19 protein-coding genes are annotated in these 25,270 nt (G+C 70.3%); 5 read left to right on the top strand and 14 right to left on the bottom strand.

Features of this window, described 5'->3' with window-relative positions; all coding sequences use genetic code 11:
• Positions 1–4: 4 nt before the first annotated feature.
• The 9 genes from ACIBJH_RS10570 to hrcA all read right to left on the bottom strand — a co-directional run bounded on the left by ACIBJH_RS10570 (position 5) and on the right by hrcA (position 9,900).
• Positions 5–910: a ribonuclease Z gene (locus ACIBJH_RS10570; RefSeq protein ID WP_399116469.1), complete on the bottom strand. Its 906-nt coding sequence runs from the start codon at positions 908–910 to the stop codon at positions 5–7.
• A 10-nt stretch (positions 911–920) separates the two neighbouring features.
• Positions 921–1,274: a histidine triad nucleotide-binding protein gene (locus ACIBJH_RS10565; RefSeq protein WP_399116468.1), complete on the bottom strand. Its 354-nt coding sequence runs from the start codon at positions 1,272–1,274 to the stop codon at positions 921–923.
• 101 nt (positions 1,275–1,375) lie between these two features.
• The gene (locus ACIBJH_RS10560; protein ID WP_399116467.1) at positions 1,376–4,639 is read right to left on the bottom strand and encodes a S41 family peptidase; all 3,264 of its coding nucleotides are present in this window, start codon (positions 4,637–4,639) and stop codon (positions 1,376–1,378) included.
• A 70-nt stretch (positions 4,640–4,709) separates the two neighbouring features.
• Positions 4,710–5,222: a hypothetical protein gene (locus ACIBJH_RS10555; protein ID WP_399116918.1), complete on the bottom strand. Its 513-nt coding sequence runs from the start codon at positions 5,220–5,222 to the stop codon at positions 4,710–4,712.
• 144 nt (positions 5,223–5,366) lie between these two features.
• Positions 5,367–5,759: a VOC family protein gene (locus ACIBJH_RS10550; protein ID WP_399116466.1), complete on the bottom strand. Its 393-nt coding sequence runs from the start codon at positions 5,757–5,759 to the stop codon at positions 5,367–5,369.
• 27 nt (positions 5,760–5,786) lie between these two features.
• Positions 5,787–6,539 (bottom strand): 16S rRNA (uracil(1498)-N(3))-methyltransferase, encoded by a 753-nt coding sequence (locus ACIBJH_RS10545; protein WP_399116465.1) that lies wholly within the window; start codon positions 6,537–6,539, stop codon positions 5,787–5,789.
• On the bottom strand, positions 6,536–7,612 hold the full coding sequence (locus tag ACIBJH_RS10540) for a nitronate monooxygenase (protein WP_399116464.1): 1,077 nt from the start codon (positions 7,610–7,612) through the stop codon (positions 6,536–6,538). Before ACIBJH_RS10540 ends, ACIBJH_RS10545 begins: the two co-directional genes overlap by 4 nt.
• 134 nt (positions 7,613–7,746) lie before the next feature.
• Positions 7,747–8,883, bottom strand: coding sequence for a molecular chaperone DnaJ (gene dnaJ, locus ACIBJH_RS10535; RefSeq protein WP_399116463.1), 1,137 nt, complete (start codon positions 8,881–8,883; stop codon positions 7,747–7,749).
• Positions 8,884–9,900 (bottom strand): heat-inducible transcriptional repressor HrcA, encoded by a 1,017-nt coding sequence (hrcA, locus tag ACIBJH_RS10530; RefSeq protein ID WP_399116462.1) that lies wholly within the window; start codon positions 9,898–9,900, stop codon positions 8,884–8,886. It lies immediately after the preceding gene.
• Between the two features lie 172 nt (positions 9,901–10,072).
• Between hrcA and ACIBJH_RS10525 the strand changes: the two genes are divergently transcribed.
• Both ACIBJH_RS10525 and ACIBJH_RS10520 read left to right on the top strand, forming a co-directional pair.
• Positions 10,073–10,792, top strand: a complete 720-nt coding sequence (locus tag ACIBJH_RS10525; protein ID WP_399116461.1) for an MBL fold metallo-hydrolase — start codon at positions 10,073–10,075, stop codon at positions 10,790–10,792.
• 34 nt (positions 10,793–10,826) lie between these two features.
• Positions 10,827–11,636, top strand: coding sequence for a DUF3097 domain-containing protein (locus ACIBJH_RS10520; protein WP_399116460.1), 810 nt, complete (start codon positions 10,827–10,829; stop codon positions 11,634–11,636).
• On the opposite strand, the gene ACIBJH_RS10515 is transcribed toward ACIBJH_RS10520, so the two are convergent.
• The 3 genes from ACIBJH_RS10515 to ACIBJH_RS10505 form a co-directional block, all read right to left on the bottom strand.
• Complete coding sequence (locus ACIBJH_RS10515) at positions 11,614–12,192, bottom strand: Uma2 family endonuclease (RefSeq protein WP_399116459.1); 579 nt, start codon at positions 12,190–12,192, stop codon at positions 11,614–11,616. The genes ACIBJH_RS10520 and ACIBJH_RS10515 overlap by 23 nt on opposite strands.
• A gap of 101 nt (positions 12,193–12,293) precedes the next feature.
• A complete protein-coding gene (gene hemW, locus ACIBJH_RS10510) occupies positions 12,294–13,526 on the bottom strand; it encodes a radical SAM family heme chaperone HemW (RefSeq protein ID WP_399116458.1) in 1,233 nt (410 codons plus the stop codon).
• Positions 13,527–13,730: 204 nt separating this feature from the next.
• Complete coding sequence (locus ACIBJH_RS10505; RefSeq protein ID WP_399116457.1) at positions 13,731–15,641, bottom strand: SpoIIE family protein phosphatase; 1,911 nt, start codon at positions 15,639–15,641, stop codon at positions 13,731–13,733.
• 102 nt (positions 15,642–15,743) lie between these two features.
• On the opposite strand from ACIBJH_RS10505, the gene ACIBJH_RS10500 reads away from it, so the two are divergent.
• Positions 15,744–19,874: a HAMP domain-containing protein gene (locus ACIBJH_RS10500; RefSeq protein ID WP_399116456.1), complete on the top strand. Its 4,131-nt coding sequence runs from the start codon at positions 15,744–15,746 to the stop codon at positions 19,872–19,874.
• 11 nt (positions 19,875–19,885) lie between these two features.
• On the top strand, positions 19,886–20,470 hold the full coding sequence (locus ACIBJH_RS10495; RefSeq protein ID WP_399116455.1) for a two-component system response regulator: 585 nt from the start codon (positions 19,886–19,888) through the stop codon (positions 20,468–20,470).
• Positions 20,471–20,495: 25 nt separating this feature from the next.
• Here the strand turns inward: ACIBJH_RS10495 and ACIBJH_RS10490 are convergent, their stop codons facing one another.
• Both ACIBJH_RS10490 and lepA read right to left on the bottom strand, forming a co-directional pair.
• The gene (locus ACIBJH_RS10490) at positions 20,496–22,379 is read right to left on the bottom strand and encodes an AMP-dependent synthetase/ligase (RefSeq protein WP_399116454.1); all 1,884 of its coding nucleotides are present in this window, start codon (positions 22,377–22,379) and stop codon (positions 20,496–20,498) included.
• Between the two features lie 228 nt (positions 22,380–22,607).
• Complete coding sequence (gene lepA, locus ACIBJH_RS10485; RefSeq protein WP_019074071.1) at positions 22,608–24,482, bottom strand: translation elongation factor 4; 1,875 nt, start codon at positions 24,480–24,482, stop codon at positions 22,608–22,610.
• Between the two features lie 277 nt (positions 24,483–24,759).
• Here lepA and rpsT point away from each other — a divergent pair, with 277 nt between their 5' ends.
• Positions 24,760–25,026, top strand: coding sequence for a 30S ribosomal protein S20 (rpsT, locus tag ACIBJH_RS10480; protein ID WP_019074070.1), 267 nt, complete (start codon positions 24,760–24,762; stop codon positions 25,024–25,026).
• The last annotated feature ends 244 nt before the right edge of the window (positions 25,027–25,270 follow it).

The following is a 25,270-nucleotide window of genomic DNA, read 5'->3' as shown; positions in this document are numbered from 1 at the left end:
TGTTTTACAACCGTTTCGGAACCGGCACCCTGAGTAGATCGTGCGCCACGGTCAGCTCCCCCTCGAAGCCGGCCGCCCGCGCCTGCCGCTCGAACTCCTCCGGCTCGGAGTAGCGCTGGCTGAAGTGGGTGAGGACGAGGTGGCGGACGCCGGCGTCCCGGGCCACCCGGGCTGCCTGCCCTGCGGTCAAGTGGCCATGGTCCACGGCCAGTTGCTCGTCCTCGTCCAGGAACGTCGACTCGATCACCAGCAGGTCGCAGCCCTCCGCGAGGGCGTGCACTCCGTCGCAGAGGCGGGTGTCCATGACGAACGCGAAACGCTGACCGCGTCGCACCTCGCTGACCTCGTCCAGGGAGACGCCGTCCACGGCTCCCTCGCGCTGGATGCGGCCCACGTCCGGGCCCTTGATGCCGTGCGCGGCGAGGCGGTCGGGGAGCATGCGGCGGCCGTCGGGTTCGGTGAGGCGGTAGCCGTAGGACTCGACGGGGTGGGAGAGCTTGCGGGTCTCCAGGGTGTAGTTCCCCGTGGTCGCGATCACTCCGTCCGCCGCCACCGGGGACTCCGTGATGCCGACCGTCTCGCGGTACGCGGTGGCGTAGCGCAGGCGGTCGAAGAAGTGCTGGCCCGAGCGGGGGTAGTGCGCGGTGATCTCGTGCGGGACGCGGTCCAGGTTGATGCGCTGGATGACGCCCGCGAGGCCGAGGGAGTGGTCGCCGTGGAAGTGCGTGACGCAGATCCGGTTGAGGTCGTGCGCGGCGACCCCGGCGCGCAGCATCTGGCGCTGGGTGCCCTCGCCGGGGTCGAAGAGGATGCCCTCGCCGTCCCAGCGGAGGAGGTAGCCGTTGTGGTTGCGGTGGCGGGTGGGGACCTGGCTGGCGGTGCCGAGGACCACCAATTCGCGTACGGACATGGCGAGTTGGTTATCCGGGCGGCCACTGCATGCCGCGGCCGCCCATGACGTGGGCGTGGGCGTGGAACACGGTCTGGCCCACGCCGGTGCCCGTGTTGAAGACGACGCGGTAGCTGTCGAGCTTCTCGTCCGCCGCGACCTCGCCTGCCTCGCGCAGGACGTCGGCGGCGATCGTCGGTTCGGCGGTGGCGAGGGAGGCGGCGTCGGGGTAGTGGACGCGGGGGATCACGAGGACGTGGGTGGGGGCCTGGGGGTTGATGTCCCGGAACGCGACGGTGGTGGCTGTCTCTCGGATGATCGTCGCCGGGATGTGGCCCTCTACGATCTTGCAGAACAGGCAGTCGTTCTGCGGTTCCCCTGGCATGTGGGATCCCCTTCGGGAGGCGGACGGCGTTTTACGGTGCGCATCGTATCGTCGTTGAGTGCGGGTGCGTTGTGGCTGGTCGCGCAGTTCCCCGCGCCCCTTTAGGTGGGCAGAGTGGGCGGAGTTTTTGCGGGACTGGTCTCCAGTGCCTCCAGCGCCAGGCGGATTGCCTCGTCCAGCTGGGTGTCCCTCCCGGCCGCGTAGTCCTGTGGGCGTTGCACCACCTCCACGTCCGGGTCCACCCCGTGGTTCTCCACCCCCCACCCATAACCCTCAAGCCAGAACGCGTACTTGGGCTGGGTGACGAGTGTGCCGTCGACCAGGCGGTAGCGGCTGTCGATGCCGATCACCCCGCCCCACGTGCGGGTGCCGACCACCGGGCCGATGCCCAGTGCCTTGATCGCCGCGTTGACGATGTCGCCGTCGGAGCCCGAGAACTCGTTGGCCACGGCTACGACCGGGCCGCGAGGGGCGTCCTCGGGGTAGCTGTACGGGCTCCTGCCTCGGGGGAGGGACCAGCCGACGATGCGGCGGGCCAACTTCTCCACCACCAGCTGCGAGGTGTGGCCGCCCCGGTTGTAGCGGACGTCCACCACCAGGCCCTCGCGGGCCACCTCCACGCGCAGGTCGCGGTGGATCTGGGCCCAGCCGGGGGCCTGCATGTCGGGGACGTGGAGGTAGCCGAGGCGGCCGCCGGACTGCTCGTGGACGTAGTCGCGGCGGTCGGCGACCCACGCGTGGTAGTAGAGGGGTTCCTCGTCGGCGAGGGGGACGACGACCGCGTGGCGGGGGTCTCCGCCGCCGGCCGGGGAGATGGTCAGCTCGATGGGTTTGCCCGCGGTGCCTACGAGGAGGGGGGCCGGGCCGGTGACCGGGTCGACCGGTCGGCCGGCCACCGCGAGGATCGCGTCGCCCGCGCGGACGGCCACGCCGGGTGCAGCGAGCGGGGCGCGGGCGTCGGGGTCGGAGGTCTCGGAGGGCAGGACGCGGTCGATGCGCCAACTGCCGTCCTCGTGACGGGAGATGTCGGCACCGAGCAGGCCCTGGCGTTCGCCGTTGCCGTAGCCGCCGCGCGGGGTGACGTAGGCGTGCGAGGTGCCGAGTTCGCCGTGCACCTCCCAGAGGAGGTCGACGAGGTCGTCGTGGGTGGCGACGCGGTCGAGGAGCGGGCGGTAGCGGTCGAGGACGCCGTTCCAGTCGACGCCGCTCATGTCGGGGCGCCAGAAGTTGTCGCGCATGATGCGGCCGTTCTCGTCGAACATCTGGCGCCATTCGGCGGCCGGGTCGACGGTCTGGCGGATGCGGGAGAGGTCGACGTTGATGTTCGAGTCGCTGTCGTCGTCCTCGGAGGCGGCGCGGCGGTCGCTCGGGACGACCCGCAATTTGTGGTCGGTGCGCAGCAGGACGCGTTTGCCGTCGCCGCTGACCTCGAAGTGCTCGGCGTCCCCCGCGAGGTGCTCGATGCGCTGCTGGGCCAGGTCGTAGCGCTCCAACTCGGTTTTGGGGTCCGGGTCTTCGGGGGTCGCGCGGGTGGCGCCGAGGACGCCCTGCACGGGGTGGCGCAGCCACAGGACGCCATCCTTGGCGGCGCGCAGGTTGGAGTAGCGGCCGGCCTCGACGGGGAACGGGACGATGCGGTCGGCGAGGCCTTCGAGGTCGACACGGGTGGTGGGGCGGCCCTCGCTGTCGGGGGTCTCGTCCTTGTCGGGGGCCTCGAAGGGGCGGCCGTGGCGCTGGGGTCCGAAGGGGGACGGGGTGGTCGCGGCGAGGGTGATCAGGTGCGGGCGGTCGCCGACCACGAAGGCGAGGTCGAAGACGTGTTCGTCGTAGACCGGGTCGAAGGAGCGGGTGGAGAGGAAGACCAGGTGTTTGCCGTCGAGGGTGAAGGCGGGGGCGTAGTCCTGGAAGCGGAGCGGGGTGGCCTCGGTGACCGAGAGGTCGGTGGTGTTGGCGAGTTTGAGCTGGCGCAGCGGGTGCGGGCCGGGGTGCGACCAGGCGAGCCAGGCGGAGTCGGGCGAGAAGGAGAGGCCGGAGGCGTCGCCGTCCTCGCTGCGGTCGACCTCGCGGACCTCGCCGGTCTCGCGCTCGACGAGGAGGACGCGGCCGTCGTGCGAGGCGGCGGCGACGCGGCTGCCGTCGGGGGCGACGGTGAGCGCGAGGACGCGGCCGAGCTGTCCGGCGGCGATACGGCGCGGGGTGGCGCCGGGGGCGAGGCCGGTGGCGGGGGCGAACTCCAGGGCGTCGTCGCCCTCGGCGTCCGTCACCCACACCACCCACTCCTCCCCGTCGACGCGGAAGGTGTGGGGCAGCCGGGCGCGGACGCCGGGGGTGGCGGCGAGGGCTCGGGCCGGGCCGGAGCGGTGGGTGACCCAGTGGACGGTGCCGCGGACGGCGACGGCACTGCCGCGGGCGGTGTGGTCGGGCGACGCGGAGGCGAACCAGCGGGCGGCGGACACCGGGAAGGGCTGCTGGTCGGTGCGCTGTCCGCCGAGCCGGATGTCGAGGCGGCGCGGTTCGGCGCCGTCCAGGTCGTCGAGGAGCCAGAGTTCACCGGCGGAGGAGTACGTGATCCGGGTGCCGTCGCCGGACGCGTGCCGGGCGTAGAAGCCTCCCCCACTCTCGGCTTCGCTCGACCGGGAGGTGCCCCCAAGGGGGGTGTGGCGGCGGAGGTCGGTGCCGTCGGCGAGGGAGGAGTAGAGGGCGCCGGTGCCCTCGTGGTCGGAGAGAAACGCGATCCGCTCCCCCGCCCACACCGGGTACTCGATGTTGCCGTCCAACTCCTCGTGCAGGCGCGTGAATTCGCCGTCGCCCTCGCGGTCGATCCACAACTTGCCCGCCGTGCCGCCCCGGTAGCGCTTCCACCAGGCGGCCTCGCGGCCCATGGGGGCGGAGAGCAGGACGGTGGCGGCGGGCCCGATGGCTACGTCGCCAACGGGCCCGTAGGGCAGGGTGGTTGCCGGTCCGCCGTCCAGCGGGATCGCGCGGGCCCAGCTGCGGCGGAGGTTCGCCTGGCCGTGAGTGCTGATCGCGAGGACCTGTCCGTCCGCCGTCCAGCCGCGCACCTGGGTGCGTGAACTGCCCCAGTGCGTCAGGCGTTTGGCGGGTCCGCCGTCGACCGGGGCGATGTGCACCTCGGGGGCGCCGTCCCGCGTGGAGGTCCAGGCGACGGTGGTGCCGTCGGGCGAGATGCGCGGGTGGGTCACCGGCACGTTCTCGGCGCTGACCCGCCAGGCCCGGCCGCCGTCGAGGGGGGCCAGCCACACGTCGTCCTCGGCGGTGAAGGCGATCAACTCGCCGTGCAGGTGCGGGAAGCGGAGATAGGCCTGAGGACGGGCCTGGGCTGCGGACGCTGAGGGCTGAGTCACCTGATCAGCGTATGCAGCGGCGGCCTGTGAGGACAGCGGTTTGGATCACTTGCCCGCTATGGAAGGGCCCTCACTTGCCCTCCACGGGCCAGCAGGTCGGGTCGCCCTTGCACCACATGGTCTTGGTGACCGTGACGGTGACGGTCGGTCCGGGGCCGTAGGTGAGGCTCGGGTTCGGGTTGACCACGGACGAGGGCGTCGCCGCGTTGCAGTCGCCGAGCCCGGACACGTGGAACACCTGCTTGCCGCCCACCTTGGCGACCAGGTCGCCGCGCACACAGGCGCCGTCGACGGCCCGGGTGACCTTGCCGGTGACGGTGATGTCCCGGTTGTCGTTCGTCTGCCCCTGGCAGTCCACGGAGACGACGGTGGACTCGGTCGGCGAGGGCGTCTTCCCGGGCGTGTAGGCCTTGTTGCCGCTGCCGTAGTTGCCCGTGCAGGTCAGATAGCGGACGCTCACATGGTCCCGCTTGAGCTCCGCGGTCGCCGTCTTGTCGGTGGTGTACGCGACGGTCGCCGCGCTGAGATCACCGGGCTGACACGCGACGACCCCGCCCACGGACACCATCGCGAGCCCCGCCACGGCGGCCACCCGCCGTCCGCGGGGCCGACGCCAGTTCTGCCTCAACGCCCCCATGGACGGCAGCCTGCCACCGTCGGGGCGCACACGGAAGAGCGCATACGGCCACCCGTGCGCCCGGGGCGCAGCCACCCGGCGCACAACGGGTCAGCCCCGGAGCAGCAGCCACTCCTGAAGCTCCACCACATTGCCCTCGGGGTCCTTGAGATGCGCGACCCGCATCCGGTCCGTCATCGGCGCGGGGCCGTGCAGCAACACGGCACCCCGGTCGGCGATCTGCGCGCAGTACGTGTCCAGGTCGTCGACCCGCAGCACCACCAGTGAGCGGTGCCCGGTCACCAACTCCCCCAGTTCACCGAGGACTTGGGCCATCATCGCCCGGTCCTGCAACGCGATCCCGGCCGACCCGACCGCCGGGCTGAACTTCTCGTACGGCCCCTCGGTCGCCCCCGACTGCGGCTTCAGGCCGAGGACTTCGGCGTAGAAGCGGTAGCAGGCGGCGAAGTCGGTGACGAGCAGCCTCACTTGGGCGAGTTCCACGGTGGTCTCCCCTGTGGTTCCTGTGGTTCAGGACCAGCGTCCGGTGCGTCCCAGGAGCAGGGCCGTGGCCGCTGTCCCGGCGGTCGATGTGCGCAGCACGCTGCGCCCGAGCCGGTAGGCCTTCGCCCCGGCCTCCTCGAAGAGGGCCAACTCCTCGGGCGAGACGCCGCCTTCGGGGCCCACGACCAGCACGATCTCGCCCTCGGTGGGGAGTTCGGCGGTGGCGAGGGGTTCGCTGCCGTAGTCGCGGTCCTCGTGGAGCACGGCGGCGAAGTCGGCTTTGGCGAGAAGTGCGGCAACCTGTTTGCTCGTTGCCGCGTCCGCGACCTCCGGGAAGCGCAGCCGGCGGGACTGCTTTCCGGCCTCGCGGGCGGTGGCCCGCCACTTCGTGAGGGCCTTCAGGCCGCGCTCTCCCTTCCACTGCGTGATGCAACGGGCGGCCGCCCAGGGGACGATGGCGTCGACGCCGGTCTCGGTCATCGTCTCCACGGCCAGTTCACCGCGGTCGCCCTTGGGGAGGGCCTGGACGACGGTGATGCGGGGGCTGGGCTCCGACTCGACGGGGAACGCGTGGAGTTCGACGAACAGCCGGTCCTTGCCCTCGACCCTGAGGACCTCACCGGCGGCGCCCCGGCCCTGTCCGTCCGTGAGCACGACGTCCTCGCCGGGCTGCAGCCGTCGTACGGAAACGGCGTGCCGTCCCTCGGGGCCGTCCACCTCGGCGACGGAGCCGGGGCCCACGCCCGCCAGGGACTCGACCACGAACACCGGCGCCGTCATCGGAGCTCCCCCCCGGCGGACAACGCTGTCCGGGCGGAGGTCAGTTCGGCGACCAGGACCTCGACCAGCTGGCCGGCGGGCAGCTCGCGGGCCATGCGGTGGCCCTGTCCTGCCCACAGCGCCATGCCCTGCGCGTCGCCGGCCGCGGCGGCCTGCTTGCGCAGCGGGGAGGTCAGGTGGTGGACCTCGGGGTACGCGGCGGGGGCGTACGGGCCGTGCTCGCGCATGAAGCGGTTGACCAGGCCGCGGGCCGGGCGTCCGGAGAACGCGCGGGTCAACTCGGTACGCGTGAAAAGGGGGTTGGTGAGTGCCTGCTTGTGCACGGCGTTCGCCGCGGACTCGGGGGTGGCGAGGAACGCCGTGCCGAGCTGGGCCGCGCTCGCGCCCGCCGCGAGGGCGGCGGCGATCTGGCTGCCGCGCATCAGACCACCGGCGGCGACGATCGGGAGGCTCACGGTCTCGCGGATCTGGGCGACCAGGGAGAGCAGGCCGATGCCGGAGCCGTCGTTCTCCGGGAGGTCGCGGTGGGTGCCCTGGTGGCCGCCGGCCTCGACGCCCTGCGCGATCACCGCGTCGGCACCGGCCCGCTCCACGGCGAGGGCCTCCTCGGCGGTGGTGGCGGTGACGAGGGTGAAGGTGCCGGCCCGGCGCAGCGAGTCCAGCACCTCACGGGTGGGGACGCCGAAGTGGAAGGAGGCGAAGGACACCGGGTTGTCGAGCAGCACGGACAGCTTCGCGTCGTAGCCGTCCTCGCGGCCGCTGTCCGGATCGCCGAGTTCCGTGTCGTACCAGGCGGCCTCGCCGGCCAGCTGGTGGGCGTAGACGTCGACCGCCGCCTTGTCCGCGTACTCCGGCTGCGGCATGAAGAGGTTCACGCCGAAGGGGCGGGACGTCAGGCTCCGCAGCTGCTTGATCTCCTGGTACATACCGTCGGCGGTCTTGTACCCGGCGGCGAGGAACCCCAGCCCGCCGGCCTCGGACACGGCCGCGGCGAGCAGCGGGACGGAGACACCGCCCGCCATCGGGGCCTGCACGATCGGATGAGGGAAGAGATCGGTCAGTGCGGAGGACATGACGGCATGTTGTCACGTCCTCCGAACAAGTCCGAATCCGGCCTTCCGCCCGGCATAGGCCAGATGCATGCCCTGTTCGGGGCGCGCTGGGTGCCGGGGCGGAGACCGATTCGACGACCTATTCGACGATCGGTTCAGCGACCGTTGAAGGCGTCCTTCAGCCGGGAGAACAGGCCCTGCTGCCCGGGCTGGAACGTCCCCATGGGGCGCTCCTCGCCGCGCAGTTTCGCCAGTTCCCGGAGCAGGCGTTCCTGCTCCACGTCGAGCTTGGTCGGGGTGGTGACCTCGACGTGCACGATGAGATCGCCCCGGCCGCCGCCGCGCAGATGCGTGATGCCTCTGCCGTGCAGCGGGATCGACTGGCCGGACTGGGTGCCCGGGCGGATGTCGACCTCCTCCATGCCGTCCAGCGTCTCCAACGGCACCTTCGTGCCCAGGGACGCGGCGGTCATGGGGAGCGTGACCGTGCAGTGCAGGTCGTCGCCGCGGCGCTGGAACATCGCGTGCGGCAGCTCGTGGATCTCGACGTACAGGTCACCGGCGGGGCCGCCGCCGGGGCCGACCTCGCCCTCGCCCGCGAGCTGGATCCGCGTGCCGTTGTCCACACCGGCCGGGATCTTCACCGTGAGGGTGCGCCGCGAGCGGACGCGGCCGTCGCCGGCGCACTCCGGGCACGGCGTCGGCACGACGGTGCCGAAGCCCTGGCACTGCGGGCAGGGGCGGGACGTCATGACCTGGCCCAGGAAGGACCGGGTCACCTGCGACACCTCACCGCGACCGCGGCACATGTCGCAGGTCTGCGCGGAGGTGCCGGGGGCGGCGCCCTCGCCGTTGCACGTGTTGCAGACGACGGCCGTGTCGACCTGGATGTCCTTCGTGGTGCCGAAGGCCGCCTCGTCCAGCTCGATCTCCAGCCGGATCATGGCGTCCTGGCCGCGGCGGGTGCGCGAGCGCGGCCCGCGCTGCGACGCCGTACCGAAGAACGCGTCCATGATGTCCGAGAAGTTCCCGAAGCCGCCCGCGCCGAAGCCGCCGGCTCCGCCGCCGCCCGCCTGCGAGAGGGGGTCGCCGCCGAGGTCGTAGACCTGCTTCTTCTGCGGGTCCGAGAGCACCTCGTAGGCGGCGTTGATCTCCTTGAACCGCTCCTGGGTCTTCGGGTCCGGATTCACGTCCGGGTGCAGCTCGCGCGCGAGCCGGCGGAAGGCCTTCTTGATCTCATCCTGCGACGCGTCGCGACGCACGCCGAGAACGGCGTAGTAGTCCGTGGCCACTTAGGACTCCGCCAGGATCTGTCCGACGTACCGTGCCACTGCGCGTACCGCTCCCATCGTTCCCGGGTAATCCATGCGGGTCGGTCCGACCACGCCGAGCTTGGCGACTGCCTCGCCGCCCGAACCGTAGCCGACCGACACCACGGAAGTGGAGTTGAGTCCCTCGTAGGCGTTCTCGTGACCGATCCGTACGGTCATGCCCGAATCCCCCGCCTCACCAAGCAACTTGAGGAGGACGACCTGCTCCTCCAGGGCTTCCAGGATGGGGCGGATGGTGAGGGGAAAGTCATGTCCGAAGCGGGTGAGATTGGCGGTGCCGCCGATCATCAGCCGCTCCTCGGTCTCCTCGACGAGGGTCTCCAGGAGGGTGGAGAGCACCGTCGCGACCGTGCCGCGGTCCTCGTTCTCGAAGGCGTCCGGCAGGTCCTGCACGAGCTGCGGCACGTCCGTGAAGCGGCGGCCGGCGATCCGGCTGTTGAGCCGCGCGCGTAGATCCGCGAGCGAGGACTCCCCGAAGGGGGCCGGGCAGTCCACCATGCGCTGCTCGACCCGCCCGGTGTCGGTGATCAGCACGAGCATCACGCGCGCGGGGGCCAGCGACAGCAGCTCCACGTGGCGGACGGTCGAGCGGGTCAGCGAGGGGTACTGGACGACGGCGACCTGCCGGGTGAGCTGCGCGAGCAGCCGGACCGTACGGCCCACGACGTCGTCGAGGTCGACCGCGCCGTCGAGGAAGTTCTGGATGGCCTTGCGCTCGGGGCCGGTCATCGGCTTGACGCCGGCGAGCTTGTCGACGAAGAGCCGATAGCCCTTGTCGGTCGGAATCCGCCCGGCACTCGTGTGCGGCTGGGCGATGTACCCCTCGTCCTCCAGGGCCGCCATGTCGTTGCGCACGGTCGCCGGGGACACTCCGAGGCTGTGCCGCTCGGTGAGCGCCTTGGAGCCCACCGGCTCCTCGGTGCCCACGTAGTCCTGGACGATGGCGCGCAGCACCTGAAGCCTGCGTTCGCTGAGCATCGCGCACACCTCCAGTTCTGGTCGCCGTTTTGTTGCCGGGCTGCCCTTTCCTGGCACTCTGTGCGCGTGAGTGCCAGCGTTCCCCGGCCCAGTGTACGGCCGTGAGGTACACCCCGGGCAAGGCCGGTCCCGCGATGTCAATCCCTGGTGCCCTCACCGTTAGCGTCGCCGTATGACGGTGACTTGGGAAGAGGCGGGGTGGGAGCGGCTGGCCGCCGGGGTGGGGCGGTGCCGGCTGCCTGGCTGGGACTGCACGGTGGGGCTGGTCGTCGGGGGCGGCTCGGCGCTCATGATCGACGCCGGGTCGAGTGTGGCGGAGGGCGCGCGGTTGCGTACGGCGGCGCAGGCGCTCGCCGGGCGCCGTGTGACCCATCTCGCGCTCACCCACGCCCATTTCGACCATGTCTTCGGAGCGTCGGTCTTTGCCGGGGCGACGGTTCTCGTGGCCGGGGGCCTGAGCGAGGTGTTCGAGGGCGGTGGTGAGGAGTTGCGGGCCGACGCGGTGCGCAACGGCCTGGATCCGCGGGCGGCGGAGAACGCGGCGGACATCCTCGTGTGCCCCCGTGAATACGTGTGGGGCCCCACGGTGCTCGACATGGACGGCGGCCCGGAGGTCCAGCTGCTGGCGACGCGGGGACACACCGCCCACGACCTCGCGGTCCTCGTCCCCGGCTCCCCGCCGGTCGTGTTCTGCGGCGACCTGGTCGAGGAGTCCGGCGAACCCCAGGCGGGCCCGGACGCCGTACCGGCGCACTGGCCGGCCGCGCTGGACCGGCTCCTCTCCCTCGGCGGCGAGGACGCGCTGTACGTGCCCGGTCACGGAGCGGTGGTGGACGCGGGGTTCGTGCGGGCCCAACGGGACGCGTTGGCGACCCGTTTCGGCGTGTCGTGAAACCGGGCGGGCCGGTTCTCCTATCGTCATCCGAATGCGCCAGTACTCCGCCGACCTGACCCCACCGTGGAAGAAGCCGAAGCCGGTACCCGAGGTCCCGGCGGACCCCGGCCTGGTGGTCGAGGAGCCGGGCACCGGTTTCTGCGGCGCGGTGATCCGCTGCGAGGCCGGCACGGTCACCCTGGAGGACCGCTTCGGCAAGCACCGGGTGTTCCCGATGGAGCCGAGGGGCTTCCTGCTGGAGGGCAGGGTGGTGACCCTGGTCAGGCCTGTGTCGAGTCCGCTACGGCCCACCCGTACGGCGTCCGGTTCGGTCGCCGTTCCCGGTGCACGCGCGCGCGTGGCCCGCGCCGGGCGGATCTACGTCGAGGGGCGGCACGACGCGGAACTGGTCGAGCGGGTGTGGGGCGACGACCTGCGCATCGAGGGTGTGGTGGTCGAGTACCTGGAGGGCGTCGACGACCTGCCGGCCATCGTGGACGAGTTCGCCCCGGGCCCGGACGCGCGGTTGGGCATCCTGGTGGACCACCTGGTACCGGGCACAAAGGAGTGGCGCATCGCCCAGTCGGTCACCAGTGAGCACGCGCTCGTCGTCGGCCACCCCTACATCGACATCTGGGAGGCGGTGAAGCCGTCCTCAGTGGGCATCGCCGCGTGGCCCCGCGTCCCGCACGGGCAGGACTGGAAGACGGGGGTGTGCCGGGCCCTGGGTTGGCCGGAAAACACCGGTGCGGTGTGGCAGGCGATTCTGGCCAAGGTCCAGTCCTACAAGGACCTGGAGCCGGAACTGCTGGGCAGGGTGGAGGAGTTGATCGACTTCGTCACGGCCGGCGGTGAGGCTTGACTCCGGGAAGTGTTCCGAACCCGCTGGTGTCCAACTCGACGTCGAGCAGGTCCAAAGGCACGGGGTCGCCGAACTTGGTGATGCGTTGCACCTGATAGTCGGCCGCGTCACCAACACCTTGGGGTTCGGTGAGCAGCACGCATTGGGCCATGACCGGGTCGACGATCAGATAGGCCGGTACTTTGCCCGCGGCATAGATCGAGCGCTTGACGCCGTAGTCCCGGTCGACGCTGGTCTTGGAGACGACCTCGACCACCAAGGTGATCAGCCGACTCGGCAGCAAGCGCCCTGACTCCGGGCTGACGCCACGCTCCAGCACAACCAAGTCCGGTACCGGCTCGCTGGCCTCGTCGATGATGTCGACGTCCTGAGTCTGCAGCCGCTCCCAACGCCGGTGCGGGATCTGATCCTGCACCTCCGCGACGATCCGGTTGTGCACCAGATCAGGGCTGGACATCATCACGACTTCCCCCCGGAGAAGCTCTGCCTTGATGCCGTCGGGAGGCTCGAACCCCGCGAAGAACTCGGCCATCCCACGCTCATCCACAGCGGTCATCTCCGTGGTCCTCCACATCCGCCGCGTTCTGTCGACGGCAGCCTAGGAACCAGCGTAGGGACCGAACCGACGTTCCGCACTGATTCACTCCGCCGAGTGAATCAGTCCACCAGGTCCCTGACCACCGCGTCCGCCAGCAACCGCCCCCGCAATGTGAGCACCGCACGCCCCTCCCCGTACGGCCCCGTCTCCAGCAACCCCTCCCCCAGTGCCCGGCGCGAAGCCGCGAGCCCCTCCGGCCGGAGGAGGTCCAGCGGCGCCCCCTCCCGGAGCCGTAGCTCCAGCAGGATCCGCTCGACCCGGCGGTCCTCGGCCGAGAGGATCTCCCGGCCCGCGCCCGGGGAGCGGCCGGCGGCGAGCGCCCCCGCGTACGCGCCCGGGTGCTTCACGTTCCACCAGCGGACGCCGCCGACGTGCGAGTGCGCTCCGGGGCCCGCGCCCCACCAGTCGGCGCCGCGCCAGTAGAGCTCGTTGTGGAGACAACGGCCGGATTTCGACGTCGCCCAGTTCGAGACCTCGTACCAGTCGAAGCCCGCCGCCGACATCACCTCGTCGGCGATGAGGTAACGGTCCGCGTGGACGTCGTCGTCCGTCATCGGGACCTCGCCGCGGCGGATCCGGCGGGCGAGCTGGGTGCCCTCCTCGACGATCAGGGCGTAGGCGCTGATGTGGTCGGGGCCCGCGCCGAGGGCGGAGTCGAGGGAGGCGCGCCAGTCGTCGTCGCTCTCGCCCGGGGTGCCGTAGATCAGGTCGAGGTTGACGTGGTCGAAGCCGGCCGCGCGGGCCTCGGAGACACAGGCCTCGGGGCGGCCGGGGGTGTGGGTGCGGTCCAGGACCTTCAGTACGTGCTGTTTCGCGCTCTGCATGCCGAAGGAGACGCGGTTGAAGCCGCCGTCCCGGAGGGCCGCGAGGTAGGCGGGGTCGACCGACTCCGGGTTGGCCTCCGTGGTGATCTCCGCGTCGGGGGCGAGGCCGAACTCGTCCCTGATCGCGCCCAGCATCCGTACGAGATCGCCCGCCGCGAGCAGCGTGGGGGTGCCGCCGCCGACGAAGACCGTGCGGACCGGGCGCGGGTCGTCGCCGAGGACCTTGCGGGCCAGGCGGACCTCGTCGATCAGGGTGTCCGCGTAGTTGTCGCGGGAGGCCAGCACTCCGCCCGTGCCGCGCAGCTCGGTCGCCGTGTAGGTGTTGAAGTCGCAGTAGCCGCAGCGGGTCGCGCAGTACGGGACGTGCAGATAGAACCCGAGGGGGCGGTCTGCGGCCCCGGCGAGCGCCTGCGCGGGCAGGGCGCCGTCGTCGGGGACGGGATCACCGTCGGGGAGTGCGGAAGGCATGTCCTCCATTGTCCAGCACCGGGCGGACTACTCCGCCTGCTCCGCCTGAAGCACCAGCAACGCCAGGTCGTTCTCCCGTGAAGGCCCCAGGACACATGCACCAGCCGCTTGATCCGCTCGGCGCGCGGGCGGCGAGCGCCGTCGCGAGGCCGTCGCCGTCGCCGAACCGGCGCCCGGCCACCCGTCCACCACCCGCACAACCGGCTACTCCGCCCCGCCCGCCGATTCCGCCTGAAGCACCAGCAACGCCAAGTCGTCCTCCGGCGGACGCCCCCCGAACTCGTGCACCAGCCGCTTGATCCGCTCCGCGATCAGCTCGGCGTTCAGGCCCGCGCACCCGGCGAGCGCGGTCGCGAGGCCGTCGCCGTCGTCGAACTGGACGGAGCCGGAGCGGCGCTCGGTGACTCCGTCGGTGACGCACAACAGGCTGTCGCCGGGGCGGAGTTCGAAGGTCTCGCTGGTGTAGGTGACGTCCTCGATGACGCCGAGGAGGGTCTGGGGGCGGGCGGCCGTGGCGACGGTGCCGTCCGGGCCGAGGAGCAGGGGCAGCGGGTGGCCGGCGGAGGCGAGGGTGCAGCGGACGCCGCCGTCGAAGGGGACCAGCTCGCCGTAGAGGAGGGAGAGGAAGCGGGGGCCGTCGCCGACCGGGCCAGGCATGCCGCCCGCGGCGACCAGGGCGTGGGCCGCGGCGTCGGCGGCCTCGGTGGCGTCGTCGAGGAGGAGCTGGTTGAGGCGGTCGAGGACGTCGGCGACGCCGTAGCCCTCGCGGGCGAGGAGGCGGAGCCAGGGGCGGGCGAGGCCGATGACCACGGCGGCCTCGGGGCCCTTGCCCTGGACGTCGCCGAGGGCGAAGCACCAGCGGCCGTCGCCGGCCGGGAAGAGGTCGTAGAAGTCGCCGCTGGGGCCGCCCTTGTCGCAGGGTTCGTAGACGAGGGCGCTGTGGACTCCGGGGATCTCGGCTACGGCGCCGGGCAGCAGGCCGCGCTGGAGGACGCGGCTGATGGTGGCCTGGCGGGCGTACTGGCGGGCCGCGCCGATGGCGAGCGCGACCCGGCGGCTGAGGTCCTCGACCAGGCCGGTGACCTCGTCGGGGAAGCACGGCAGCCCGGACCGTCCGATGACGAGCGTGCCGAGCGGACGGCCGCCCGCGATCAGCCGGTACGCGAGTGCCGCGCCGTGGGCTCCGTGCGGGCCGAGGGCGTCGCCGGGCCAGGGGTAGGACGCGGGCCGCAGTGAGTCCTGCGGGCGGGGCGGGTGCTTCTCCAGGGCGCCGCGCAGTTCCTCGATGCGGTTCTCGCTGCCGTGCCAGACGCGGGCGAGGCGCGGTCCGGCGCCGGCCCCGGCGTCCTCACCCCAACCGCCGCGGCCCATCGCCTCGTCCTCCAGCCATACGGCGCACCAGTCGGCCAGTCTCGGCACGATCAGCTGTCCGGCGAGCGCGGCGACCAGGTCCTCGTCGAGCTGTCCGGCGAGGAGGTCGGAGGCCTCGGCGAGGAAGGAGAGGGCGCCGCGGCCGAGCCAGTCCCGGTCGCGTTCGGCGCGCTGCGGTTCGGGGGCGAGGATCTCGGCGACGCGCAGGCCGCGTTCACCGCCGTACGTCTCCAACTCCTCGGCGACCGGGCTGCCTTCGGCGGGAAGGCGGGCCCACACGGTCTTGGTGCCGGTGCGGTAGGTGACGCCCCAGGCCTCGGCGAGCGTGGAGACGAGCCGCAGTCCGCGCCCGAACTCCGGTGTCTCGTACGCCTGTTCACCGCTGTTGTCGCGCGGGGCGCGGGAGGGGTGGTGGTCGGCGACCTCCACGACGACGGACCGGGTGTCCTCCAGGCGGCAGATCAACTCGACGTCCGTACCGGCGTGCACGACGGCGTTGGTGACGAGTTCGCTGACGACGACCATCGCGTCCTCGGTCAGCCGGTCGGTGAGGTGTTCGGTGCCGGGCAGGGCGAGTTCGGTCCATTCGCGGAGCGCGGCGCGGACCAGGCCGCGGGCGGAGCCGGGCGCGAGGGGGCTTCCGGAGAGCGTGGCGCGCACGGTCGTGCGCGGGTCCGCGCCGTGGTGCGCGGGCGCGCCGGGAGCACGCGAAGTGGTCTCCCGTTGCGTCGGAATTGCCCCCATGCACAGCTCCCCGAGCAGATCGGACGAATACGCCTCGGTCGATGCGGACAGAGTGACAGACTGGCGGCGGCCATAAGCGCCGAGTTACCGAAGTGGGCCGCCATGAGTGAGAACAGTGCTACGCGTGTGCTCGAAGACGGACACAAAGAGGACTGGATTCGAGCATCGGATCTCCGCCCGCTGCTCGCCGTGATGACGGCGGCGCGCGACGGCGACTTCACGAAGGCACCGGAGACGGGTCACGGCATGGTGGCCGAACTGACCGCCGCCTTCAACCAGATCATGGACCGCAGCACCCACTTCAACTCCGAGACGCAGCGCGTCAAACGGGAGCTGATCCGCCACGGCCGCCTCGACGAACGCCTCTCGGCCAGCCCCGGCCAGGGCGGCTGGACCTCCCGCGTCAACGACGTCAACCAGCTCCTCGACGCCCTGGTCGCCCCGGCCGCCAACGCGACCCGCGTCCTGGACGCGGTGGCGGGCGGCGATCTGACCCAGCGCGTCGATCTGCACGACGGCAGCAGGCAGCTGCGCGGTGATCTACGGCGGCTGGGCCGGGCCGTGAACAAGATGGTGGACCAACTCTCCCTGTTCACCGGGGAGGTGACCCGGGTCGCCCGCGAGGTCGGCACCGAGGGCAGACTCGGCGGACGGGCCAAGGTACAGGGTCTGTCGGGCAGTTGGCGGGACGTGACCGAGGCGGTCAACACGATGGCGGCCCGGCTGACCGCGCAGGTCCGGGACATCGCCCTCGTCACGACGGCGGTGGCGCGCGGCGACCTGACTCGTACGGTCACCGTCGAGGCGACCGGTGAACTGCTCGAACTGAAGCTCACCGTGAACACGATGGTCGACCAGCTCTCCGCCTTCGCCGACGAGGTGACACGCGTCGCCCGCGAGGTCGGCACCGAGGGCCAGTTGGGCGGGCGGGCGCAGGTGCGGGGCGTGTCCGGGGTGTGGAAGGACCTCACGGACAACGTCAACTTCATGGCGTCGAACCTGACTTCGCAGGTGCGGAACATCGCCCAGGTGACGACCGCCGTGGCCAACGGCGACCTGAGTCAGAAGATCACGGTCGACGCCCAGGGCGAGATCCTCGAACTGAAGTCGACCATCAACACGATGGTCGACCAGCTCTCCGCCTTCGCCGACGAGGTGACACGCGTCGCCCGCGAGGTCGGCACGGAAGGAAACCTCGGCGGGCGGGCTCAGGTGCGGGGCGTCAGCGGCGTGTGGAAGGACTTGACCGACAACGTCAACTTCATGGCCGACAACCTGACTTCACAGGTCCGCAACATCGCGCTGGTGTCGACGGCGGTGGCGCAGGGCGACCTCGGCAAGAAGATCACGGTGGAGGCGAAGGGCGAGATCCTGGAGCTGAAGTCGACCATCAACACGATGGTGGACCAGCTCTCCGCCTTCGCGGACGAAGTGACGCGCGTGGCGCGTGAGGTCGGCACCGAGGGCAACCTCGGCGGACAGGCGCAGGTGCGGGGCGTCAGCGGGGTCTGGAAGGACCTGACGGACAACGTCAACTTCATGGCCCTGAACCTGACTTCGCAGGTCCGGAACATCGCGCAGGTGACGACCGCCGTCGCCAACGGCGACCTGTCGAAGAAGATCACGGTCGACGCGCGCGGCGAGATCCTCGAACTGAAGGACACCGTCAACACGATGGTGGAGCAGCTGCGCGCCTTCGCCGACGAGGTCACGCGCGTCGCCCGCGAGGTCGGCACCGACGGCCGACTCGGCGGCCGGGCCCAGGTGTTGGGTGTGTCCGGCGTCTGGCGGGACCTGACCGACAACGTCAACTACATGGCCGACAACCTGACTTCACAGGTCCGGAACATCGCCCAGGTCGCGACGGCCGTGGCGCAGGGCGACCTGTCGAAGAAGATCGACGTGGACGCGCGCGGCGAGATCCTGGAGCTGAAGACCACCATCAACACGATGGTCGACACCCTCTCCTCCTTCTCCTCCGAGGTCACCCGGGTCGCCCGCGAGGTCGGCTCCGAGGGCCAACTCGGCGGCCAGGCACGGGTGGAGGGCGTCTACGGCACCTGGAAGCGCCTGACGACCAACGTGAACGAACTCGCGCTGAACCTCACCACCCAGGTCCGCGCGATCGCCGAGGTGGCCTCCGCGGTGGCGCAGGGCGACATGTCCCGCTCGATCACGGTGGAGACCCAGGGCGAGGTCACCGAGCTGAAGGACAACATCAACCTGATGGTGGCCAACCTCCGCGAGACGACCCGCGCGAAGGACTGGCTGGAGTCCAACCTGGCCCGGCTCGCCGCGCTGATGCAGGGGCACCGGGACCTGATGGAGGTCGCCGACCTGATCCTGCGCGAGCTGACCCCGCTGGTGAACGCGCAGTACGGGGCGTTCTTCCTGGCCGATCCCGACGAGGACAGCCTGCGGGCCGCGATCCCGGCCAAGGGCCTCGCGTTCATCGCGGGATACGGTTCCGCGCAGGCCGCGACCGTCGACACGGGCGGCATGCCGGTGCACGGTCTGGTGCGGCAGGCGGCGCGGGAGAAGAAACGGATCCTGGTCGAGGAGGCCCCGCCGGACTACATCAAGATCAACAGCGGGCTCGGGGAGGCCGCTCCGGCGAGCGTGGTCATCATCCCGATCATCTTCGAGGACAAGCTCCTCGGCGTCATCGAACTGGCCTCGTTCTCCCGCTTCTCCGACGTCCACCTGGCGTTCTTCGACCAGTTCGTGAACACCATCGGCGTCGCGATCAACACCATCATCGCCAACTCCCGCACGGAGTCCCTGCTCGGCGAGTCCCAGCGCCTCGCGATGCAGTTACAGGAACGTTCGGACGAACTCCAGAAGCAGCAGGCCGAGTTGCAGCGCTCCAACGCCGAACTGGAGGAGAAGGCCGCCCTGTTGGCCACCAGCTCCCAGTACAAGTCGGAATTCCTGGCCAACATGAGCCACGAGCTGCGCACCCCGCTCAACTCACTCCTGATCCTGGCCCGGCTGCTCTCCGACAACCCGGACGGCCATCTCTCCGACCAGGAGGTGCAGTTCGCGACCACCATCCACCGCTCCGGCTCGGACCTGCTCCAGCTCATCAACGACATCCTCGACCTCTCGAAGATCGAGGCCGGCCGGATGGACGTACGCCCCAAACGGCTCCCTCTCATCAAGCTCCTCGACTACGTCCACGCCACGTTCCGCCCGCTCACCCTGGACCGGGGGCTCGCCTTCGAGGTGTCGGTCGGCGAGGACGTACCGCGCGAGATGTGGTCGGACGAGCAGCGGCTCCAGCAGATCCTGCGCAACCTGCTGTCCAACGCCATCAAGTTCACCGCCACCGGCCGGGTCGAACTCCGCGTCAACCGGGTCAAGGACCCCGACCACCGCTACTCCCACGACAGCGACGAGGTCATCGCGTTCGCCGTCTCCGACACCGGCATCGGGATCGCCGCCGAGAAACTCCCGGTGATCTTCGAGGCGTTCCAGCAGGCCGACGGCACCACCAACCGCAAGTACGGCGGTACGGGGCTCGGCCTGTCGATCAGCCGGGAGATCGCCGGGCTGCTCGGCGGCCGTATCGTCGCGGAGAGCGAACCCGGCTGCGGCTCGACCTTCACGCTGTACGTCCCCGTCGTCAGCCCCGGCCACGCGGCGACCGGGCGGACGACCGAGGACCAGGAACTGCCCATGACGGCCGAGCAGTTGTCGTCCGAGGCGTTCACCGGGCACGAGGTGGACGACTCGTGGCCGACACCCACCAAGCTGGAGGCGTGGAAGGCCGGCCGGGCCGGTCAAGTGCTGCCGGGGCGGCGGGTGTTGATCGTGGACGACGACATCCGCAACGTCTTCGCGCTCACCCACGTCCTGGGCCGCGTCGGCATGCCGGTGCTCTACGCGGAGAACGGCCGCGAGGGCATCGAGACCCTGGAGCGCAACCCCGACGTCGAACTCGTGCTGATGGACATCATGATGCCGGAGATGGACGGCTACGAGACCATCGCCGCCATCCGCCGCGCCCCGCGCTGGACCGGCCTGCCCATCGTCGCACTCACCGCCAAGGCGATGCCGGGCGACCGGGAGAAGTCCATCGCGCGGGGCGCCAACGACTATGTGCCCAAGCCGGTGGACGTGGACCAGCTGCTGACCGTCGTCTGCGCCCTTCTGGACCCCGAGGCCGAGACGGACATCGCGGGGACGGACGCGGGTACAGGGGAGACGGCGATACCGCCGACGACTGAGTGAGGGCAGTCATCATGAGCGCTGAGGCAACGACCGACGAGCGCGCGAGCATCCTCCTGGTCGACGACATGGAGGACAACCTGCTCGCGCTGGAGGCCGTCCTGGGGTCCCTCAACGAGCCGCTGGTACGCGCTCGTTCGGGCGAGGAGGCGATGAAGGCGCTGCTGCGGCAGCGCTTCGCCGTCGTCCTGCTGGACATCCGCATGCCGGGCATGGACGGGTTCGAGACCGCGGCCAACATCAAACGGCTCGACCAGACCAAGGACGTCCCGATCATCTTCCTGACCGGCAGCGACGCGGACGCGGGGTACGCGTTCCGTGGGTACGCCACCGGTGCCGCCGACTACTTGACCAAGCCGTTCGATCCGTGGGTGCTGCGGGCGAAGGTGACCGTCTTTCTCGAACTGCACCGGAAGAACCAGCTGTTGGAGCGGATGCTGGCCCGTGAGCAGGGGCAGTTCGAGGAACTGGCGTCGCGGCTCAAGGAGATCGAGACGCAGATGGCCGCCAGCACGGTGGAAGAAGTACGCGAACTGGGCAACCAGGTAAGACAGATGGAGCAGCTGGTACAGAACATGCGCCGGGGGCACAGCCGTTAGGACCGTGCCCCGGTGACAACGACCGCTACGCCTCGCGTGAGCCCGCGTACATCTCGTCGATCAGGTGCTTGTACTCCCGTTCCACCACCGGGCGCTTGAGCTTGAGGCTCGGGGTGATCTCGCCGTGTTCCACGTCGAGGTCGCGCGGGAGGAGGCGGAACTTCTTGATGGTCTGCCAGCGCTGGAGGCCCTCGTTGAGTTCCTTGACGTAGCCCTCGATCAGGGCGACCGTCGCGGGGGCGGCGACGACCTCGGCGTAGGACTTGCCTTCGAGGCCGTTCTCCTTCGCCCAGTCCAGGATGGACGGTTCGTCGAGGGCGATGAGCGCGGTGCAGAAGTTCCGGTCGGCGCCGTGCACCAGGATGTTGGAGACGTACGGGCACACGGCCTTGAACTGACCCTCGACCTCGCTGGGCGCGATGTACTTGCCGCCGGACGTTTTGATGAGGTCCTTCTTGCGGTCCGTGATGCGGAGGTAGCCGTCGGGGGACAGCTCGCCGATGTCACCGGTGTGGAACCAGCCGTCCGACTCCAGGACCTCGGCGGTCTTCTCGGGCAGCCCGTGGTAGCCCTCCATGATGCCGGGGCCGCGCAGCAGGATCTCGCCGTCGTCCGCGATACGCACCTCGGTGCCGGGCAGCGGCTTGCCGACCGTGCCGGTGCGGTAGGCCTCGCCGGGGTTCACGAAGGAGGCCGCGGAGGACTCGGTCAGGCCGTAGCCCTCCAGGATGTGGATGCCGGCGCCGGCGAAGAAGTAGCCGATGTCCGGCGCGAGCGCCGCCGAGCCGGAGACACAGGCGCGCAGCTTGCCGCCGAAGGCCTCGCGGATCTTCGCGTAGACCAGCGCGTCGGCCACCTTGTGCTTGGCGGCGAGGCCGAAGGGCGCGGTGGCCGTGCCGGTGCGGCGGAAGTTGTCCTGGGTGACCTTGGCGTACTCGCGGGCGACCTCCGCCGCCCACTGGAAGATCTTGTACTTGGCCGCGCCGCCGGCCCGTGCCTTGGCCGCGACCCCGTTGTAGACCTTCTCGAAGATGCGCGGAACGGCCGCCATGTACGTCGGCTGCACGATCGGCAGCTGCTCGATGATCTTCTCGGGCCTGCCGTCCACCGCGGTGACGTGCCCGATCTCGATGTGGCCGGACGTGAGCACCTTGCCGAAGACGTGCGCCAGCGGCAGCCACAGGTACTGCACGTCCTCGGGACCGAGCAGCCCGGTCGCGGCGATGGCCTTCGCCAGGTAGGACCAGTTGTCGTGCGGGAGGCGGACACCCTTGGGGCGGCCGGTGGTGCCGGAGGTGTAGATGATCGTCGCGAGCTGGTCCTTGGTGATCCCCGCGATCCGCTCCTTGACCAGATCCGGGTTCTTCTCCAGGTACGCGGCACCGCGCTGCTCCAGCTCGGCCAGGCTCAGCACCCAGTCGCCGGTCTCCGCGGTGTCGACGCCAGTCGGGTCGATGACCACGACGTGCGTCAGCTCGGGCAGCTCGGCGCGCTTCTCCACCGCCTTGGCGAGCTGCGTCGCGTCCTCCGCGATCAGAACCTTGCTGCCGGAGTCGGAAAGGATGAACGTCGACTCGTCGGCATTGGTCTGCGGATACACCGTGGTCGTGGCGGCGCCGGCGCACATGATGCCCAGGTCGGCGAGGATCCACTCGATCCGGGTGGCGGAGGCGAGCGCCACGCGCTGCTCGGGCTGTACGCCCAGTTCGATCAGACCGGCCGCGATCGCGAAGACCCGCTCGGCGGCCTGCGCCCAGCTCAGCGACTTCCAGTCGTCGGGGCCCTCACCGGAGGCCGAGGGCACCGGGTGACGGTAGGCCTCGGTATCCGGCGTGGCCGCCACTCGCTCCAGGAAGAGGCCCGCGACGGACGGCGGACGGTTCTCGATCAGGGTCTGTGTGTCGCTCACGACATCCTCCGGGGGCCCGCGACAGTGCGGCTGGCTCAGTGCTACGGCTGTTGTTTAACTCGCGAGTAACCATCGAGCAGTGATCAGAGTAAAGCGCGACCGCCCGGTGCGTAAGGGGCGGCGGACTGTCGCTTCCTACAGAGCCAGGACGCGGGGCCCGCCGCGCCACAGCACGACGGGCCCCGGGGATCGTCTCGGTTCGCTCCGGAATCCCGGTGTACGGGCCCGCTACTTCTTGCCCTTGGCGCCGCCACCGCTGTCGTCGCTGGAGAGCACCGCGATGAACGCCTCCTGGGGAACCTCCACGGAACCCACCATCTTCATCCGCTTCTTGCCCTCCTTCTGCTTCTCCAGCAGCTTCCGCTTACGCGAGATGTCACCGCCGTAGCACTTGGCGAGGACGTCCTTGCGGATGGCGCGGATCGTCTCGCGGGCGATGACCCGGGAGCCGACGGCGGCCTGGATGGGCACCTCGAAGGCCTGCCGCGGGATCAGCTCCCGCAGCTTCGCGACCAGCCGCACGCCGTACGAGTACGCCGCGTCCTTGTGCGTGATCGCCGAGAAGGCGTCCACCTTGTCGCCGTGCAGCAGGATGTCGACCTTGACCAGACTGGAGGCCACCTCGCCGGTGGGCTCGTAGTCCAGCGAGGCATAGCCGCGGGTCTTGGACTTCAGCTGGTCGAAGAAGTCGAAGACGATCTCCGCGAGAGGCAGGGTGTAGCGGATCTCCACCCGGTCCTCGGAGAGGTAGTCCATGCCGAGCAGGGTGCCGCGCCGGGTCTGGCACAGCTCCATGATCGAACCGATGAACTCCGACGGCGCGAGGATCGTCGCGCGCACGACGGGCTCGTAGACCTTGTCGATCTTCCCCTCGGGGAACTCGCTCGGGTTGGTGACGACGTGCTCGCTGCCGTCCTCCATCTCGACGCGGTACACCACGTTCGGCGCGGTCGCGATGAGGTCGAGGCCGAACTCGCGCTCCAGCCGCTCCCGGATCACGTCCAGGTGCAGCAGCCCGAGGAAGCCGACGCGGAAACCGAAGCCCAGCGCCGCCGAGGTCTCCGGCTCGTACACCAGCGCGGCGTCGTTGAGCTGGAGCTTGTCGAGGGCGTCGCGCAGCTCCGGGTAGTCGGACCCGTCCAGTGGATACAGCCCGGAGAAGACCATCGGCTTGGGGTCCTTGTAACCGCCGAGCGCCTCGGTCGCCCCCTTGTTCAGGGTGGTGATGGTGTCACCGACCTTGGACTGCCGGACGTCCTTCACACCCGTGATCAGATAACCGACCTCGCCGACCCCGAGCCCGTCGGCCCCGAGCATCTCCGGCGAGTTCGTCCCGATCTCCAGCAGCTCGTGCGTGGCGTTCGTCGACATCATCCGGATCCGCTCACGCTTGTTGAGCTGTCCGTCGATGACACGGATGTACGTCACGACACCGCGGTAGGAGTCGTAGACCGAGTCGAAGATCATGGCGCGGGCGGGCGCGTCCGCGTTCCCGACCGGCGCCGGGACCTCCTTGACGACCTTGTTCAGCAGCGCGTCGACACCGAGCCCGGTCTTCGCCGAGACCCTGAGCACGTCCTCGGGGTCACAGCCGACCAGGTTCGCCAGCTCCTCCGCGAACTTCTCGGGCTGCGCGGCCGGCAGGTCGATCTTGTTCAGTACGGGGATGATCGTGAGGTCGTTCTCCATCGCCAGGTACAGGTTGGCGAGGGTCTGGGCCTCGATGCCCTGGGCGGCGTCCACCAGCAGCACGGTGCCCTCGCAGGCGGCGAGCGACCGCGAGACCTCGTACGTGAAGTCGACGTGTCCCGGGGTGTCGATCATGTTGAGGATGTGGGTGGTGCCCTCGTCGCCCCCGTCGGTGGGGGCCCACGGCAGACGCACCGCCTGGGACTTGATCGTGATGCCGCGCTCGCGCTCGATGTCCATGCGGTCGAGGTACTGAGCACGCATCTGCCGCTGGTCGACCACTCCGGTCAGCTGGAGCATCCGGTCGGCGAGCGTGGACTTGCCGTGGTCGATGTGCGCGATGATGCAGAAATTGCGGATCAGCGCCGGGTCGGTACGGCTCGGCTCGGGCACATGGCTGGGGATCGCGGGCACGCAGGGTCCTGATTCTTGAGGCGTCCGCAGTGTCTGCGGTCTCGGGTCGGATCGATACGTAGGCTCCATGGTCCCACGCGTGGGAGGTGCGGTCCGGTTTGGGCCGGTGCGAGACGGTAACGGATCGGGCCGCGGAAGCCGGTTTGGGTGGGTCGATGGGCTGCTGGTAGCCTGGGTGGCTGTGTCTCCTGCCCTCTCAGGCACGAGACACACCCCAAGAAAAATCATCGGCCCGGGACCCGTGCGGCCCCGTGCCAGAACCTGCAAAGGCTCATTCGTGGCGAACATCAAGTCCCAGATCAAGCGGATCAAGACCAACGAGAAGGCTCGGCTGCGCAACAAGGCCGTCAAGTCCTCCCTGAAGACCGCGATCCGCAAGGCCCGCGAGGCCGCTGCCGCGGGTGACGTCGAGAAGGCCACCGAGTACCAGCGCGCTGCTGCGCGTCAGCTCGACAAGGCCGTCTCGAAGGGCGTCATCCACAAGAACCAGGCCGCCAACAAGAAGTCGGCGCTTGCTTCCAAGGTCACCGCGCTCAAGGGCTGATCCTTCCGCACTTGCCTCGGCCCGCGCTCGCGCGGACCGGACCAGTAGCAATCCGCCGTGAGGACAACGTCGAGCCCTCTACCTCGATTCACGGACAGACATCGTGGTCGCCACGCCACGTACAGTGCCCCCGGACCCACTTCGGGGGCACTGCTGTATCCGCCCACAGGTGCCGGCCTGCGAGTGCCGGCCGCCGGCTCCGTCGGCCGGAGGTCTGCCGTGTGCCAGTACCTGGCGCTTTCTG

Origin of the sequence: Streptomyces sp. NPDC050548 (assembly GCF_044457385.1) — a bacterium.
In the GTDB taxonomy this organism is placed as follows: Bacteria; Actinomycetota; Actinomycetes; order Streptomycetales; family Streptomycetaceae; genus Streptomyces.
This window is presented reverse-complemented; position numbering and strand designations above follow the sequence as displayed.